The organism is Sphaerotilus microaerophilus, assembly GCF_023734135.1.
In the GTDB taxonomy this organism is placed as follows: domain Bacteria; phylum Pseudomonadota; class Gammaproteobacteria; order Burkholderiales; family Burkholderiaceae_C; genus Sphaerotilus; species Sphaerotilus microaerophilus.
This window is the reverse complement of the sequence record NZ_AP025730.1, coordinates 385,500-400,428: the sequence shown is the minus strand read 5'-3', so window position 1 is coordinate 400,428 and position 14,929 is coordinate 385,500. Positions and strand designations below refer to the sequence as shown.

General features: G+C 71.3%; 13 protein-coding genes. 7 read left to right on the top strand and 6 right to left on the bottom strand.

Annotated features, from left to right (window positions below):
- Positions 1 to 45: 45 nt before the first annotated feature.
- Positions 46 to 258, top strand: a complete 213-nt coding sequence (locus NGK70_RS01835; protein ID WP_251971685.1) for a cold-shock protein — start codon at positions 46 to 48, stop codon at positions 256 to 258.
- A 13-nt stretch (positions 259 to 271) separates the two neighbouring features.
- The gene (gene infA, locus NGK70_RS01830) at positions 272 to 532 is read left to right on the top strand and encodes a translation initiation factor IF-1 (protein WP_251971684.1); all 261 of its coding nucleotides are present in this window, start codon (positions 272 to 274) and stop codon (positions 530 to 532) included.
- A 91-nt stretch (positions 533 to 623) separates the two neighbouring features.
- On the opposite strand, the gene NGK70_RS01825 is transcribed toward infA, so the two are convergent.
- From NGK70_RS01825 to NGK70_RS01815, 3 genes are all read right to left on the bottom strand, one after another.
- Positions 624 to 1,859: an outer membrane protein assembly factor BamB family protein gene (locus NGK70_RS01825; protein ID WP_251971683.1), complete on the bottom strand. Its 1,236-nt coding sequence runs from the start codon at positions 1,857 to 1,859 to the stop codon at positions 624 to 626.
- A 129-nt stretch (positions 1,860 to 1,988) separates the two neighbouring features.
- The gene (locus NGK70_RS01820; RefSeq protein ID WP_251971682.1) at positions 1,989 to 2,693 is read right to left on the bottom strand and encodes a carbonic anhydrase; all 705 of its coding nucleotides are present in this window, start codon (positions 2,691 to 2,693) and stop codon (positions 1,989 to 1,991) included.
- A gap of 54 nt (positions 2,694 to 2,747) precedes the next feature.
- The gene (locus NGK70_RS01815) at positions 2,748 to 3,173 is read right to left on the bottom strand and encodes a DUF4124 domain-containing protein (RefSeq protein WP_251971681.1); all 426 of its coding nucleotides are present in this window, start codon (positions 3,171 to 3,173) and stop codon (positions 2,748 to 2,750) included.
- 178 nt (positions 3,174 to 3,351) lie between these two features.
- Between NGK70_RS01815 and NGK70_RS01810 the strand changes: the two genes are divergently transcribed.
- Together NGK70_RS01810 and NGK70_RS01805 are read left to right on the top strand one after the other, a co-directional pair.
- The gene (locus NGK70_RS01810; protein WP_251971680.1) at positions 3,352 to 3,690 is read left to right on the top strand and encodes a nucleotide pyrophosphohydrolase; all 339 of its coding nucleotides are present in this window, start codon (positions 3,352 to 3,354) and stop codon (positions 3,688 to 3,690) included.
- Between the two features lie 99 nt (positions 3,691 to 3,789).
- Positions 3,790 to 6,141, top strand: coding sequence for a tetratricopeptide repeat-containing protein (locus NGK70_RS01805; protein ID WP_251971679.1), 2,352 nt, complete (start codon positions 3,790 to 3,792; stop codon positions 6,139 to 6,141).
- A gap of 67 nt (positions 6,142 to 6,208) precedes the next feature.
- Here the strand turns inward: NGK70_RS01805 and NGK70_RS01800 are convergent, their stop codons facing one another.
- Positions 6,209 to 6,799 (bottom strand): peptidoglycan L,D-endopeptidase MepK, encoded by a 591-nt coding sequence (locus tag NGK70_RS01800; RefSeq protein ID WP_251971678.1) that lies wholly within the window; start codon positions 6,797 to 6,799, stop codon positions 6,209 to 6,211.
- Positions 6,796 to 8,550, bottom strand: a complete 1,755-nt coding sequence (locus NGK70_RS01795) for a L,D-transpeptidase family protein (RefSeq protein WP_251971677.1) — start codon at positions 8,548 to 8,550, stop codon at positions 6,796 to 6,798. Before NGK70_RS01795 ends, NGK70_RS01800 begins: the two co-directional genes overlap by 4 nt.
- A gap of 196 nt (positions 8,551 to 8,746) precedes the next feature.
- On the opposite strand from NGK70_RS01795, the gene ppk2 reads away from it, so the two are divergent.
- Together ppk2 and NGK70_RS01785 are read left to right on the top strand one after the other, a co-directional pair.
- Entirely contained in the window at positions 8,747 to 9,577 is an 831-nt protein-coding gene (gene ppk2 / locus NGK70_RS01790; protein ID WP_251971676.1) for a polyphosphate kinase 2, read from the top strand.
- Between the two features lie 4 nt (positions 9,578 to 9,581).
- On the top strand, positions 9,582 to 10,919 hold the full coding sequence (locus tag NGK70_RS01785) for an MgtC/SapB family protein (RefSeq protein ID WP_251971675.1): 1,338 nt from the start codon (positions 9,582 to 9,584) through the stop codon (positions 10,917 to 10,919).
- Positions 10,920 to 10,941: 22 nt separating this feature from the next.
- Here NGK70_RS01785 and NGK70_RS01780 read toward each other — a convergent pair whose 3' ends face one another.
- A complete protein-coding gene (locus NGK70_RS01780; protein ID WP_251971674.1) occupies positions 10,942 to 13,620 on the bottom strand; it encodes a bifunctional acetate--CoA ligase family protein/GNAT family N-acetyltransferase in 2,679 nt (892 codons plus the stop codon).
- 240 nt (positions 13,621 to 13,860) lie between these two features.
- On the opposite strand from NGK70_RS01780, the gene NGK70_RS01775 reads away from it, so the two are divergent.
- Positions 13,861 to 14,670, top strand: coding sequence for a helix-turn-helix transcriptional regulator (locus tag NGK70_RS01775; RefSeq protein WP_251971673.1), 810 nt, complete (start codon positions 13,861 to 13,863; stop codon positions 14,668 to 14,670).
- Positions 14,671 to 14,929: the final 259 nt, after the last annotated feature.

Sequence of the window (14,929 nt, the reverse complement as noted above, 5' to 3'; positions counted from 1 at the left end):
CAACACGCGTTCATGTGCCAACACACACTCTGAGGACAGCTCACCATGGGTACGCAGACGGGTTCCGTCAAATGGTTCGACGACGGCAAGGGCTACGGCTTCATCACCCCTGAAGGCGGCGGCAAGGATCTCTTTGCCCACCACTCGGAAATTCGCAATGGCGGCGGCTTCCGCAGCCTGAAGGAAAACCAGCGCGTCGAGTTCGAGGTCAAGGACGGCCCCAAGGGACCGCAGGCCGCGAACATCAAGCCGCTGTAAGACGGCACACACGATGGCCAAGGAAGAACTGATCGAAATGGGCGGCGTTGTCTCGGAAGTGCTGCCCGACTCCCGCTACCGCGTCAAGCTTGAGAACGGTCACGAGCTGATCGCCTACACCGCCGGTCGCATGCGCAAGCACAACATCCGCATCCTGGCGGGTGACCGGGTGTCGCTGGAACTCTCGCCCTACGATCTGAGCAAGGGCCGCATCAAGTTCCGCCACCTGGACAACCGCGGCCCCGGCCCGGCCCCTGCGGCACGGCGGCGCTGAACAGCGCCCCTCGCTGGCAGCGGTAGACAGCGGCGCAGGCGGCGCGCGCCGTGCAGCGCCGCCGCCCTGAAGCCCGCTCCAGCCGAGCCGCTCAGGTCTTCGGCCTCGCGGCCGTGGCCTGCTTCCAGTCGCGGAACACGTCCAGGTCGACGCCATCCGGGTAGTTCAAGTAGCCCGGCTTGTGGCCCTTCACGCCCTTGACGCCGTACTGCCAGATGATCGCTTTCGTCTGGCGGTCCACCACGATCACGCGGTCATGCAGGTCATCGACGATCAGCACGTCCCCGGTATCGGGCAGTTCGCGTGCGATCGACGGGTGGTCCAGCGACCCTTCACCGTCCTTCTGGAAGTACTCCCAGGTCGGCTTGCCGGTGGCCGGATCGAAGATCACCACCCGGCCCGGCTTGCTGAAGTCGGCCACGATGACCTGCTTGCCGTCCACCGTCGGGAAGGCATCGGACGGATAGCGCACCTTGGGTGCCTTCACGCTCCAGCGCACCTTGCCCTCGCGCGTGATGCGCGAGATCCACGCGTCGGTGATCTCGCTGACCAGGATGTCGCCGTTGTCCATCGGCGTGGCCCCGTTCGGCCAGGCCAGCTGCTGCGGCGGGTTGTGCTTGCACTGGCCGGGCTGGCCCCACTGCGTGGCGACCTGGTTGGTCTGCGGGTCGATGATCAGCACGCGGCAGTTGCGGATGTCGGCGGTCAGGAACTTGCCGTCATCCAGCAGGTGCGAGTCATCCGGGTAGTTCAACAGCCCGTCCTTGCTGCCGCGGGTGTCGGGCACGCCGTAGGTCCAGGTGACCGTGCGCTGCTCGTAGTCGACGATGTGCAGGTCGAAGTTGTCCTCCTCGCTCACTGCCAGCCGCTTGCCGTCGGCGGAGAAGTTCACGTCCTCGTTGCCGCGATAGAACGCCAGATTGGGCGACGGCAGTTCCCAGACGATGCGCTTGTCCGGCGCCACCTCGATCAGCCGGTTGTTGCGGCGGTCGGCGATCACGATCGGGTAGGGCAGCGGCTTGCCCCAGGACGGCACCGGCTTGGTGCGGCTGCCCGTCACCGGCGGGATTGGCGGCAACGTCACGCCGCTGGAAACGATGCCCGCGCCAGTCATCTCCGGCGTGACCTTGACCCGCACGCCGGGCGCCCTGGACGCCGCAGCGGCCGGCGCCGGCGCGCTGGTGGCCACGGCGGACCCCGCCGGGCCGGCTGCACCGGCTGACGACGCCAGCCACAGGCCGGCCGCCAGGGCCAGGAGGGTCAGGGGCGGGGTATTCAAGGGCAGGGCGGGCCGCAATGCGCGCGGCAGGGCTGTGGGGCAGGGCATGCCGGGATCCTCTCTGTGGCGAGCGGTGCTCGCGTCAATCAACGAAGCGGCACGATGCCCCAACCGCCCCCGCAGCCCCTTGACTGCCCTCAACACCGGTGGAAACCGCGCTGCACACCACACACCCGGTCAGAGCGTCTCCTGCACCACCCGCCCGTTGAGCGGCTGGACCGCTCGGGCATTGGGCGCGATGCGCTGCCGCAGCTGGTCGAGCTGCCCGGCCGAGAGCGTCTGCGGCTGCTTCAACACCAGCCAACGCACCCCCTCGCTGCACGGCGGAGCGGTCTCGGAGCCGTCGTAGCGGTAGTACCCCCGCGCGGCGGGCAGCCAGGCCGCCGGATCGACCGTCACGCCGCTCACGCTGCGTTCGGGCTCGCCGGCGGCCGGCAGGTCGGGCAGCAGGGCGTCCAGCGCTGCACTCGGCGCCCCCAGGCGCCAGAGCACGACCAACGGCACCAGCCGCCCGTCCGGCGCCCGGTGCAGGAAGTGCATCGCCAGCGGAAACGCCTCGCCGCGCAACCGGTCGCCACCGGGCAGGTGGAAGTGGAACTGGGTCAGCGTCAGGCGATCGGCCCCCAGCTGCAGGTGGCTGCCATTCGAGAAGCGCACCCGCACCGTGTGGCCGTCGTTCACCCAGCGCAGCGGCGCCGGCCGATACGCCACCTGCAACGCCGGGAGGGGCTGGCGCGATGTCGCCACGATGTCGATGGGCGACTGCTGGCGGCCACGTTCGCAGAGCGAGGCGTGCGCAGGCGCCGCGGCCCAGACAGGCGCAACCGCCAGCAGCCACACCAGCGAGACGCCCGCCCGCCTGCGGTTCAGGGAAGAAGCCATGCCGGCCATCATGCCGCAGCGGCCACGCTCATCCCGTCCGCCACGGCCACCCGCTCAGCAACCCAGGTCCGCATGGCGCCGCTGCACCCTGCGGCGCTGTTCGCGCAGCGCATCCTGCCGCGCGCCCGACTGCGGCTGGCGCGCAAGGGCGTCGATCTGCTCGATCTGCCGTGCCAGCGCCTCGCAGCGGTTGGCGCGCTTGCGGCGCGATTCGCTCACCCGCTCCGGCTCGCCTGCCGTGGTGGGCGCGGCCGCCAGCGCGGCGCGGCCCCGTCGTGCCGGCACCGGCTGGGCATCGGCGGCGGACAGCGGCTGCAACCGCATCTCCACCGGCGCCAGGCCGGGCGGACACGGGCCCGCCTGGGTATAGACGGTCCGCCCGTTGCCGACGCACTTGGTCATCGGCGTCTGCGCCAGACCCCACCCCGGCTGGAGCAGGAGCATGGCGAAGATGACGCCCAGCGCAGGACTGCGGTTCATGGAGGCCCTCCCTTCCAGAACGGATGCGTTCGAGTCCGGGCATCTTAGGCGCTGGCGCTGCTAGGCTGGCGAGCATGTCTGCACCCGCCGTCCCGTTCGTCGATGTCCGCCCGGCCGTCGAGCGGCGGCGCGAGCAGGGCCTCAAGGACTGACGCAGACCGACCCGAAGGACCGCACGATGGACATCCCCGCCCTGCAGGCGCGCCTGCGCCGCTTCTCGGCCGAGCGCGGCTGGGAGCCCTACCAGACGCCCAAGAACCTCGCGATGGCGATGGTGGTGGAGGCCGGCGAGCTGGTGGAGATCTTCCAGTGGATGACGCCGGAAGAGTCCACCCGCGTCGCCGAGCGGCCGGAGGTGCAGCAGCACCTGGGCGAGGAGATCGCCGACGTGCTGGTCTACCTGGTGCAGATCGCCGACCGCTGCGGCGTGGACCTCGCCGCGGCGGTGGACCGCAAGATCGGCCTGAACGCGCGCAAGTACCCGCCTGAGTTCACGCCGGACAGCAGCGCAGGTTGAACGGCATCCACGTGCATTGACCCGCGTTCGCACGACCCCCATACTGATCAAAACGGAAGTGTCGGCAGCACATCTGCTGCGGGATGACGGGGGTTCAACATGCCGCTCAATGCCTTCATCGTGCGCCCCTTCGGCGCCAAGGAGGTGCAGATCGCTTCGGCGAAGCTCGCCACCGAACTCAAGGCGAAGCTCGACAAGATCGGCCTGGGCGACCTGGTCAAGACGGTCGAGCAGCTGGGCGGTTCGGGCCTGTGGAGCGCCCAGGTGAACTTCGACGCGGTGCAGCAGCGTCTCCTGGACCCGGCACTCGAAAAGCTGCGCATCCGTGGCGAACCCGCCAGCGCGGTGGTGGTGGCAGGCAACATCCGCGAGGACATGTTCAACAAGCTGCTCACCGCCGACGTGGTGATCGCCGACCTGTCCATCCACAACCCCAACGTCTACTACGAACTGGGCGTGCGTCAGGCCTTCAGGGACAAGTACACCTTCCTGATCCGATGCAACCTCAGCGAATACCCGTTCGATCTCAAGACCGACCGCTACTTCGAGTACAGCCTGGACGAACTCGCCGAGCACCCCAAGGCCGTGGTCGACCGGTTGGTGACGGCCCTGCGCGGCACCATCAGCTCCACCGAGGCCGACAGCCCGATCTTCAAGCTCCTGCCACAGCTGGAAGCGGAGGACCGTGCCCGGTTCATCGCCGTGCCCGAGGAGTTCCGCGAGGAGGTGGAGCGGGCCCAGCGCTACCGGCAGCGCGAGCATCTCAGCCTGCTGGCAATGGAATGCGAGGGCTTTCTCTGGGAGGCAGAAGGCCTGCGCGTGGTCGGCCGGGCGCAGTTCGAATCCAACTTCATCGACGGCGCGAAGGCGACCTGGGAGCAGATCGTCGGTCGCTACCCCGACGATGTCGAGGCCAACACGGTGCTGTCGACGATCTACCAGCGTGTCGGCGACATCACCCGCTCCGAACAGGCACTCGCACGCGTCGCCCGCACTCGGACCCTGGCACCCGCGCGCCTGTCCGAGTTGCGCTCCCTGAACGGGCGCAACCTCAAGGAGGTCTGGGTCAAGCAGTGGCGCAACGCCGGGGATGGCGCCTGCGGCACCTCCGACATGGATGCCGACACGAGCGCGCTGGCGGCCCGCCAGCGCGCTGCGCTGGCCTCGCCTCTGCTGCAGCGCGCCTTCGACGCCTACCACGAGGCCTTCAAGGCCGACCTGAACAACGCCTACGCCGGATTGAATGCCTTGACCCTGCTGGTGATCCAGGTTGAATTGGCGCAACGGCAACCCGACGTCTGGACGAGCCTGCAGCGGCGCCCTGCCGAAGCAGCCACGGCGCTGGTTCGGCGCCAGCGGCGCATCCGCTCCCTCATCGCCGCCCTTGAGCTGGCGGTCGAGGCCGACCGTGAACGCCTGCAGCAGCTGGGCAGCATCGACCCTTGGTTCACGCTGCTCGAGGCCGCCGTCGAATGCATCATCAGCGACCAGCCACAGCACGTCGCCCAGCTGTATGAGGAGGCCAAGCACTTCGCCCCCGACAACGCCGAGGAGTCGATGCGACGTGCGCTGGAGGTCTATCTGGAGCTGGACATCCGGGGCAGGGAACAGGACCAGCACTCGGAGATCGGCACCATCGCCAGGAACGTGGCCCAGGCCACGCAGGTCCTCAGCCGCCGCCGCGGTACCCTGCAGAAGAACCAGCAGCGCCCGCGCATCCTGATGTTCGTCGGGCTGCGCCTGGACAGCTCGATGCCAGGGTCAGACTCCGGCAGCACCGTCCGGCGACCCGGATTTCCGGCTGACTGCGTGGATGCCGTGCGCGACGCGATCCGGCAGGCCATCGACAATGAACTTGCCTGCGGCGGGCAGATCGTCTTTGGCCTGGCTGCCGGCGCCAATGGCGGCGATCTGCTGTTCCACGAGGTCTGCCAGGCCCAGCACATACCGACCCGACTGTGCCTTGCCTTGCCCTGGCGCCAGTACGTCGGCCAGTACGTGGCCCCGGCAGGACCGGAGTGGGTCGAGCGGTTCCTCAGCGTGTACCGCACCGTGCGCCAGCAGGCCCAGCGTCCCGACGTTCCCGGCGACCCCGTGCCGATCAGCACCTTCACCGATACCAACGAGATGCCGCGCTGGCTCAATGGCCGCCCGTACTACAACGTCGGGCGCCGCAACAGCCTGTGGATGCTCCAGCACGCGCTCACCGCGGCCTACGAACTCGGCGACGACACCGAGATCACCCTGCTTGCGCTGTGGAACAAGGAAGCCAGCGAAGGGGGCATCGGCGGCATCCAGCATGTCATTCGTGCGGCCCAGCTGCAGGGCGTCAAGGTGCATTCCATCGTCGTGCCGTCCGCGCCGGCCCTGGCGCGCACGCTGTCCCTTCCGACTTCAGCTCAGGCTGCAACGCCTGCCGTCGCCGATCGCTCGCCCGTGAAAGCAGCCTGAAAACACCACGGCGCACGCCCAAGGCCCCGCCCGGCGGCGGCGCACTGAGCCGCGCCAGCGGGTGCACTCACCAGCGCCGCACGCGCCCGGTGTCGAGGTGCACGAAGCGCTCACCCGGGTAGTAGCCCACCCCACCGGCGCGCAGCTCCAGCGCGGCGTCGCGCAGGTCGGCCAGCGCCACGCCCTGCAGGCGGATGTCGAGCGCGCGGCCTTCCAGGTGCAGGCTGCGGGTGGCCACACCGCCGCCGCGGGTGGCCTGCAGGTGGGCGTTGGTGCGCGCACCGCGGTAGCCGGAGATGATCTCGAAGGCCTGGCCGCCCAGGCGCTGCTGCACGCGGTGGAGCTGGTCGAACACGCCCGGGTCGATGCGGCCGACCTCGCCGCTGTAGTGGTCGCGCAGGAAGTGGTCCAGCTGCCCCAGCGCCTCGTCCAGGTAGCGCTCACCCACGGCGTAGACCAGTTCGACGCGCTCGCCCGTGTGCGTGTGGGCCAGCGCCAGCGAGCGCGCCTGCGGCACGTTGGCCCAGGCCCGGGGCGCCAGCGCCGCGAGCGTGGCCGCACCGGCCAGGCCGGCACCGTGGCGCAGCGCGCGATGGAAGAACTGGCGGCGCGGGGAGGGGCAGGGGCTGGAGCAGGGCGGCCGGAACGGGTACTTCATGGTCGGGCGGCGGGTGGGGAGACGACGGGCGCCGGGGCCGAGCCCCGTGGCGATGCCAGGCGCGGGCGCTGCAGCGCCGCGTCGAGCGCGCGATCATGCCCGTAAATGTCGTCGAAGAAGAACACCCGGCCTTCCTTCACCAGCGCGGTGCCGTAGGCGATCAGCACCTGCCAGGGCTGGGCGACGCGCACATGGGTGTTGCGCCCGCCGGCCAGCGCCTCGCGCAGCCAGGCCTCGTCGCCCTCGGGCTGGCCGCGCAGCACCAGCCGCGCCAGGGCCAGCGGCTGCTCGATGCGGATGCAGCCGTGGCTGAAATCGCGCCGCTCGCGGCCGAACAGCCCCGGCGCCGAGGTGTCGTGCAGGTAGACCGACTCGCGGTTGGGGAACACGAACTTGATCGTGCCCAGCGCATTGCGCGGACCGGGCCGCTGGCGGATGCGCGCATGGCCGGCCAGCACCGCATCGAGCCCGCCCTCCGTCAGCGCGGTGGCCACGGCGGCGCCGGCCGCGACGAACTCGTAGCCCTCGCGCGCCCACACGCCGGGCGAGCGGCGCAGCTCGGGCACCAGCTCCTGCCGGGCGATGGACGGCGGCACGTTCCAGTAGGGGCTCAACTCGATGCTGCGCAGCTCCTCGTCAAGCAGCGGCGTCTGCGTGCGCAGCGCCTGGCCGACGATCACCTTCATCGCCAGGCGCAGCTCGATGCGCCCGTCGGCCGCCACCTCGTAGGCGCGCAGCACGAACTCGGGCACGTTGACCACGATCATGCGCGGCCCGTACAGCGCGGGCGTCCAGCGCAGGCGCTCCAGGGCCAGCTCGATCTGGCGGGCCCGCGCCGCGGGCGGCACCTCCAACTGCGCCAGCGTGGCACGGCCGAGGCGACCGTCGGCACCCAGCCCGTGGCGGGTCTGGAAGGCCTGCACCGCGGCAAGCAGCGCGCCCTCGTAACGCGCGTGAGGCGGGGCAGACACGGCGGCCGAGGCCGCCCCTGATGGCGCAGCCGGCGCCAGCCACGGGGCCGCATCCGCCGCCGCCAGATCACCCAGCGCGATCAGCCGCTCGGCCAGACGGGCCAGGCCGGCGTAGTCACCGCCGGGCTCCAGGGTGCGCGGACGGCCCCGCTGGGCGGCTGGCAGCTTGGGCAGCGGCTGCTGCCAGGCGGGGTGGCCAGCCAGGCTGCGGTAGCGGGCCAGGGCGCCACGCAGCTGCTCGTACTGCGGCAGGCGCGGGGTGGCGTCGCGCACCGCCTCGGCGAGCCTGCCACGGGCCAGGGCCGCCTGCAGCAGCACGGCCGGGTCGGCGGCCGGATCGCGCCGCGGGGGCTCGAAGTCGTGGTGCAGCTGGCGCGGGTCGACGCGGCCCTCGCGCAGGTCCCCCAGGTAGGCACGCAGCGCTGCATCGAGGGCACGGGCCAGCGCGTCGGCCGTGGCGGCATCGGCCGGCTGGCGCCCGGCCTGGGCCACCGCCTCGTGCAGCGCGGCCAGGCCGTAGTCCTCGGCACGCAGCCCGTGCGAGGGGGCATCGGCCAGCAGCGCCAGCGCCTCGTGGCTGCGAGCCGAGGGGCGGCCGGCGTCGAACCAGGGTGATGCGCTGGCGGGCTGGGCCTGGCAAGCCGGGCCGGCCAGGCCCAGCCACAGCCCGCCCAGCAACGCCAGGAAGCGACGCCGCCCCAGGAAACGGCAGCAAACCCCTAGTGCACCTTGTGCCCCCCGGGCGCCGCCCGCCCCCATGAACCTGTCTGACTGCTGCATGGCGGCATTGTCGGCGCCCCCCTGGCCGATCCGCTGCGGCTCCCCGGGCCCCGGGGAGGGACATCGCCCGCAACGCGCAAAACCGCCCTGTGCCTGCAAGGCTGGCCGGCCCGGCCGCGGGACTTGCCAGCGCCGCGCGACGGGCGCAAGCTCCCTGCATCGGCACCCGCCCCATCTGCCCCATCCACCGCCCGCCATGACCAAGAAGAACGGCTCCGCCACCCCGGACAAGCTCGGCAAGAGCGACTACTTCGAGCAGCTCGGCGCGATGCAGCTAGAACTCAACGAGATGGCCCGCTGGCTGGCCCACAGCCGCCAGCGGCTGGTGGTCGTGCTGGAAGGGCGCGACACCGCCGGCAAGGGCGGCGTGGCCAACGCCATCGCCGAGACGCTCAACCCGCGCCAGTGCCGCGTGGTGGCCCTGGGCAAGCCCAGCGAGCGCGAAGCCGCGCAGTGGTACTTCCAGCGCTACGTGCCGCACCTGCCGGCGGCGGGCGAGATCGTCATCTTCGACCGCAGCTGGTACAACCGCGCTGGCGTCGAGCGGGTGATGGGCTGGGCCGGCGAGGCCCAGGTGCAGGCCTTCCTGCGCCAGACGCCCAAGTTCGAGAAGCTGCTGGTCGACGATGGCCTGCTGCTGTTCAAGTACTGGCTGACGGTCGACCAGGCGCAGCAGGAGGAGCGCTTTGCCGAGCGGCTGAACGACCCGCTCAAGCGCTGGAAGCTCTCCGAGATCGACCTGCAGGCGCGCCAGCGCTACGCCGCCTATGGCAAGGCGCGCGACGCGATGCTCGACGCCACCCACAGCGACCAGGCTCCCTGGACGCTGGTGGACTTCAATGACCAGCGCCTGGGCCGGCTGACGCTGATCCGCCACCTGCTCGACCGCCTGCCCGACCACCCGGTGCCCGAGAAGAAACTCGACTTCCCGCCGCTGGAGCACGCGCCGCTGACGGAGAAGTTCACCGCGGCGCCGCGGCCGATTCCGCTGCTGAAGTGGCGGGCCGCCGATCACGGCAAGGACTGACGCGATGCCCTTCGACAGCAGCACGCTGCCCATCGACCCGGCCGTGGTCGGCTTGGCCGCGGCGCTGGCCGTGGGCCTGGTGATCGGCCTGGAGCGCGGCTGGCGCGAGCGCGAGCAGGCCGAGGGCAGCCGCGTGGCGGGGCTGCGCACCTTCGCGCTGATCGGCCTGTTCGGTGGCGTGGCGGCGCAGCTGCGCGGCCCCTTCGGCGCCTGGCCGCTGGCGGCCGGGCTGCTGGCCCTGGCCCTGGTGACGGTCGTCTCCTACAGCGCCTGGGTGCGCAGCAGTGGCCGGCTGAGTGCCACCACGACCGTGGCCGCGCTGCTGACCTTCGTGCTCGGCGCGCTGGCGGCATCGGGCTCCCCGGCGCTCGCAGCCGGCGTGGCGGTGGTGGTGGCGGTGCTGCTGGACCTGAAATCCACCCTGCACCGCTGGCTGCGCCGCATCGAGCAGCGCGAGCTGAGCGCGGCGCTGCAGATGCTCGTGCTCTCGGTGGTCATCCTGCCGCTGCTGCCCGACCGCGGCTACGGCCCCTACGAGGCGCTCAACCCCTACCGGCTGTGGTGGGCGGTCGTGCTGGTGTCCGGCCTGTCGCTGGGCGGCCACGTGGCGATGCGCGCCAGTGGCCCGCAGCGCGGCCTGCTCTGGACCGGCCTGCTCGGCGGGCTGGCCTCCTCGACCGCGGCCACGCTGACCCTGGCCCGCCAGGCACGGCAGGACCCAGCGCTGCGCCGGGCCGCGGCGGCCGGCATCCTGGCGGCCTGCGGCGTGATGTTCCTGCGCATGACGCTGATCGCCGTCTCGCTGCAGCCGGCGCTGGGCCGGGCGCTGGCTGCACCGCTGCTGGCGGCCGGGGCCACGCTGCTGGCGCTGGCGCTGCTGCAGTGGCGCCGCCTTGGCGGGCTGTGGCACAGCACCTCGGTCCACGACGAGGCCCCTGCCGGGACGGATGGTGGCGCGGAGAACGAGCCGCAGCCCTTCGACCTCAGCGTCGCGCTGGGCTTTGCCGCCTTCCTCGGCGCGATGGCGGTGCTCGGCCGCGCCGCGCACGAGCTCTTCGGCACCACCGGCCTGTACGGGCTGGCGCTGGCCTCCGGCGTGGCGGACGTCGATGCGATCCTGATCACGCTGGCGCGCATGCAGGCCGGCGGCAACCTGGCCATGGGCGCGGCGGTGGCAGCCACGCTGCTGGCGGCCGCCTCCAACCAGGTCAGCAAGGCCGGCATCGCCTGGGTGAGCGGCGGCGCCGCGCTGGGCCGGCGCGTGGCCCTGGGCTACGCCCTGGCGACGCTGGCCGCTGCACTCGGTGCCGGGCTGGCCGCGCTGGCCGGCTGGCTGGGCTGACGCCCATCCGCGGCCGCGGGGCTCAAAGTGCCTTGACGCAGAGCTTGAAGTCCGGGTCCTCGGTGAAACTGCCCACCGAGAAGCCCAGGCTGCGCATCAGGCGCAGCATGTTGTCGTTGTTGGCCAGCACCAGGCCCTCGATCTGCGCCAGGCCCTTGCTGCGGGCGAACTCCATGATCGCGTGCATCAGCCGCGAACCCAGGCCCTGGCCCTTGTAGTGGTCGGAGACGACCAGCGAGAACTCGCAGGTGGTCTGGTCCGGGTTGGTGATGTAGCGCGACACGCCGATGATCTGCTCGGTCTCGATGAAGCCGCCCTCGCCATCGGGCGTGCGGTCCACGTGCACGGCCGCCAGCGCCATTTCGCGGTCATAGTCGATCAGCGTGTAGCGCGCCAGCATGCGCGGGGGCAGCTCGGTCATCGCGCTGGCAAAGCGGAAGTAGCGGCTCTCCTGCGACAGGCTCTTCACGAAGGCCTGCAGCATGTCGGCATCGTCCGGGCGCACCGGGCGGATGGTGTAGAGGCCGCCGCCCTTCATCGGCCACTCGCTCTCGTGGCGGGTGGGGTAGGGCAAGATCGAGAGGTGGTTGTAGTCGCGCGCGGCCGGGCCGGCGTGCTCGACCACGATGCGCGCATCCACCGCCACCGCGCCGGTCTCGTCGACGATGATGGGGTTGATGTCCATCTCGCGCAGCTGCGGCAGCTCGCAGACCATCTCCGAGACGCGCAGCAGGATGTGCTCGACGGCGTCGAAGTCCGCCGCCGCCGCGCCGCGCCACTCGCCCAGCAACTCGGCCACGCGCGAGCGCTCGATCAGCCGGTGCGCCAGGAACTGGTTCAACGGCGGCAGCTCCATCGCCCGGTCGGCGATCAGCTCGATCATCGTGCCGCCGGCGCCGAAGGTGATCACCGGGCCGAAGGGCTGGTCGGTGGTCAGGCCGATGTAGATCTCGCGCCCGCGGCGCTTGCCGCTCATGGGCTGGATCGTCACGCCGTTGATGCGCGCACTCGGCATGGCACGGCCCACCGCCGCACGCATGTCGTTGTAGGTGTCGCGCACCTGCGCGGCGCTGGCCACGTTGAGCACCACGCCCTGCACGTCGCTCTTGTGGCTGATGTCGGGCGAGTCGATCTTCAGCGCCACCGGGTAGCCCAGCTGGCTGGCGATCAGCATGGCCTCGCCGGCGCTGCGCGCCAGCATGGTGCGCGTCACCGGGATGTGGAAGGCCGCGAGCAGCGCCTTCGACTCCATCTCGGTCAGCACCTTGCGGCGCTCGGCCAGCACCGCCTCGATCAGCAGCCGCGCCCCTTCGACGTCCGGCTTGGGCAGGTGCGACATCGGCGGCGGCGTCTGCTGCAGCAGCTGCTGGTTCTGATAGAAGGTGGCGATGTTGTGGAAGGCATCCACCGCCGCTTCCGGCGTGCGGAAGCTGGGGATGGACTTGGCGTTGAGCGTCTCGCGCGCCCCCTTGACACGGTCGTCGCCCATCCAGCAGGCCAGCACCGGCTTGCCGGTGGTGTTGAAGGCGTCGAGCACGCCCTTGGCCACTTCGTCCGCATCGGTCTCGGGCTTGGGCGAGTAGATCGCCAGCACGCCGTCGGCGCCGCTGTCGCGCGCGCAGGCCTTGAGTGCGGCGCAGTACTGCGCCGAGGTGGCCTCTTCGCCCAGGTCGATCACCTGGCCCACCGAGGCCTGCGGGCCGAGCTGGCTCACCAGCGTGTTCTTGGTCGCATCCGTCAGCGTGGCCACGTGCAGGCCGATCTCGTTGGCCCAGTCGGCCGCCAGCACGCCGGGGCCGCCGCCGTTGGTGACGATCGCCAGGCGCCGCCCCACCGGCCGGTAGCGCGAGGCCAGGCACTTGGCCGCGGAGAACAGCTGCACGAACTGCCGCACCCGCACCACGCCGGCGCGGCGCAGCGCGGCCTCGAAGACATCGTCCGAGCCGACGATCGACGCCGAGTGCGTCAGCGCCGCGGTGCTGCCGGCCGGCTTGCGGCCCGCCTTCATCACCACCACCGGCTTGACGTAGGCGGCCGCCCGCATCGCGCTCATGAAGCGGCGCGCGTGCTGGATGCCCTCCATGTAGACCAGGATGCTGTGCGTGGAGGCGTCGTTGGCCAGGAAGTCCAGCACCTGCGGCAGGTCCACCGCGGTGTTGGGGCCGAGCGAGACGACGGCGGAGAAGCCCACGCCGTTGTTGCGCGCCCAGTCCAGGATCGACGAGGTCAGCGCGCCCGACTGCGACACCAGTGCCAGCGGCCCCGGTGCGGCCAGTGGCCCGGCCACGCTGGCGTTGAGCTTGAGGTGCGGGCGCTGGAAGCCCAGGCTGTTGGGCCCCAGCAGGTGCACACCGTGGCGGCGCGCGATGGTCTGCAGCTCGGCGCAGTTGCCGCTGGGCAGGCCGGAGGACACCACCAGCGCGGCCCGGCAGCGGATGCGCCCGGCGATCTCCAGCGCCGCGGCGATCTGCTCGTGCGGCAGCGCGATCACCGCCAGGTCGGCCCGGCTGTGCGCCAGCGAGCTGAGCGTGCCGGTCATCTGGGCGTCAAGGAAGGTGACCTCGCCGGCAAAGCCGGACTCGGTCAGCTCACGCACCAGGGTGCGCGCCAGGAGGCCGCGCTCGTCCGGCGTCTCCGGGTTGCCCGCGAACACGACGATGGAGCGGGGCGAAAACAACGGAGAAAGGAAGTGCTGGTCCATGGCTGGCCGAACGTAAAAACGCAACCGGCGGAGCATACGGCAGACCCCCCTCCGCCCCGGGGAAACCCTTGATCCTCTTGAGCTTGCTCAAGCCTGACGTGCGACATCCCCACGCTGTCGGGGGGTGGCCGTGGCCAGCGGGTACTGCTCGCAATCCGGGATGTCGCCGTGGCCGGCCACGCGCCAGAATGGCCCGGAGCCGCCCAGCCACCCGCCAGGCGCCCGCCCGAGACAACGACGATGCTGCAGTCCTGGACCCTGACCCACCCGGCGCCGAGCCGGCAGCTCGATCTCGACACCGTGGCCGCCCTGCTCGACGCCGCCCGGCCGGCCGCCCCGGCGCTGGCGCTGCTCGCCGTGCTGCAGCGCACTGCGGGGGCGGACTTCCTCTCGCTGATGCAGTACGACGACGGTGCCCCGACCCTGGTCGACAGCCTCTCGCGCACCCCTGAGTCGGCCCACGTCACGGTGGACTGCTTTGCCCTGTACCGCCGCCACTTCTACGGCCTGGACGCGATGACGCCGCTGGCCGGCAGGCTGCGCAGCGAGGCCCGCCCGGACGCCCCGCTGATCGCGCTGCGCCAGGGCATCCACGACGTGCCCCACCCCGCCTGGCGCGAGGCCATCTACGAGCGCGCCCAGCTCTGCGACCGCCTGACGCTGCTGTACGCGCCCGCCCCGCGCACCGCGTTCGCGATCAACCTCTACCGCAGCAGCGCCTCCGGCGGCTACGGCCGCGAGGAACTCGACCGCGTGCTGGACGTGGCCCCGCTGGTGCGCAGCGTGCACCGCAATGCACTGGGCGCGGCGGCCCAGCAGGTGGGCACACCCGCCCGCGTGGCCCTGGCCGAACAGGCGCTGGCCGAGCGCGCGCCGCGCCTGAGCCTGCGCGAGCGCCAGGTCTGCGCCCGCATCGCCGTGGGCCTGACGGCCGACGGCATCGGCGCCGACCTGGGCGTGGCGCCCTCCACCGTGGTGACGCTGCGCAAGCGCGCCTACGCCAAGCTGGGCGTCAACAACCGGCTGGCGCTGGCGCGGCTGGTCTGCTGACGCGAAGCGGGACCGGTCGCGTAGATCGGCAGCCTTAGCCAGCCGCCTCCGCCCGGGCGCGGCTCAGCAGCCAGCGCCGCATCGCCAGCGAGGCACGGTCGGCGTGGAACGAGATCTCGGGCTGGCGCGCGGGATAGTCACTTGTTCAAAAAACCGACAAACTTCGACCCTTGACCGACCGACGCTGGGGGGCTCAATCTGACGAGTTGGCTGACGCAGCATGCTACTCATAGTCTGTCGACGCAAAGTCATCATATTG

Excerpts from the sequence above, each read along its gene's own strand:
- NGK70_RS01835 (WP_251971685.1), top strand. The coding sequence starts at position 46 with ATGGGTACGCAGACGGGTTCCGTCAAATGGTTCGACGACGGCAAGGGC.
- infA (WP_251971684.1), top strand. The coding sequence starts at position 272 with ATGGCCAAGGAAGAACTGATCGAAATGGGCGGCGTTGTCTCGGAAGTG.
- NGK70_RS01825 (WP_251971683.1), bottom strand. The coding sequence starts at position 1,859 with ATGCCCTGCCCCACAGCCCTGCCGCGCGCATTGCGGCCCGCCCTGCCC.
- NGK70_RS01820 (WP_251971682.1), bottom strand. The coding sequence starts at position 2,693 with ATGGCTTCTTCCCTGAACCGCAGGCGGGCGGGCGTCTCGCTGGTGTGG.
- NGK70_RS01815 (WP_251971681.1), bottom strand. The coding sequence starts at position 3,173 with ATGAACCGCAGTCCTGCGCTGGGCGTCATCTTCGCCATGCTCCTGCTC.
- NGK70_RS01810 (WP_251971680.1), top strand. The coding sequence starts at position 3,352 with ATGGACATCCCCGCCCTGCAGGCGCGCCTGCGCCGCTTCTCGGCCGAG.
- NGK70_RS01805 (WP_251971679.1), top strand. The coding sequence starts at position 3,790 with ATGCCGCTCAATGCCTTCATCGTGCGCCCCTTCGGCGCCAAGGAGGTG.
- NGK70_RS01800 (WP_251971678.1), bottom strand. The coding sequence starts at position 6,799 with ATGAAGTACCCGTTCCGGCCGCCCTGCTCCAGCCCCTGCCCCTCCCCG.
- NGK70_RS01795 (WP_251971677.1), bottom strand. The coding sequence starts at position 8,550 with ATGCAGCAGTCAGACAGGTTCATGGGGGCGGGCGGCGCCCGGGGGGCA.
- ppk2 (WP_251971676.1), top strand. The coding sequence starts at position 8,747 with ATGACCAAGAAGAACGGCTCCGCCACCCCGGACAAGCTCGGCAAGAGC.
- NGK70_RS01785 (WP_251971675.1), top strand. The coding sequence starts at position 9,582 with ATGCCCTTCGACAGCAGCACGCTGCCCATCGACCCGGCCGTGGTCGGC.
- NGK70_RS01780 (WP_251971674.1), bottom strand. The coding sequence starts at position 13,620 with ATGGACCAGCACTTCCTTTCTCCGTTGTTTTCGCCCCGCTCCATCGTC.
- NGK70_RS01775 (WP_251971673.1), top strand. The coding sequence starts at position 13,861 with ATGCTGCAGTCCTGGACCCTGACCCACCCGGCGCCGAGCCGGCAGCTC.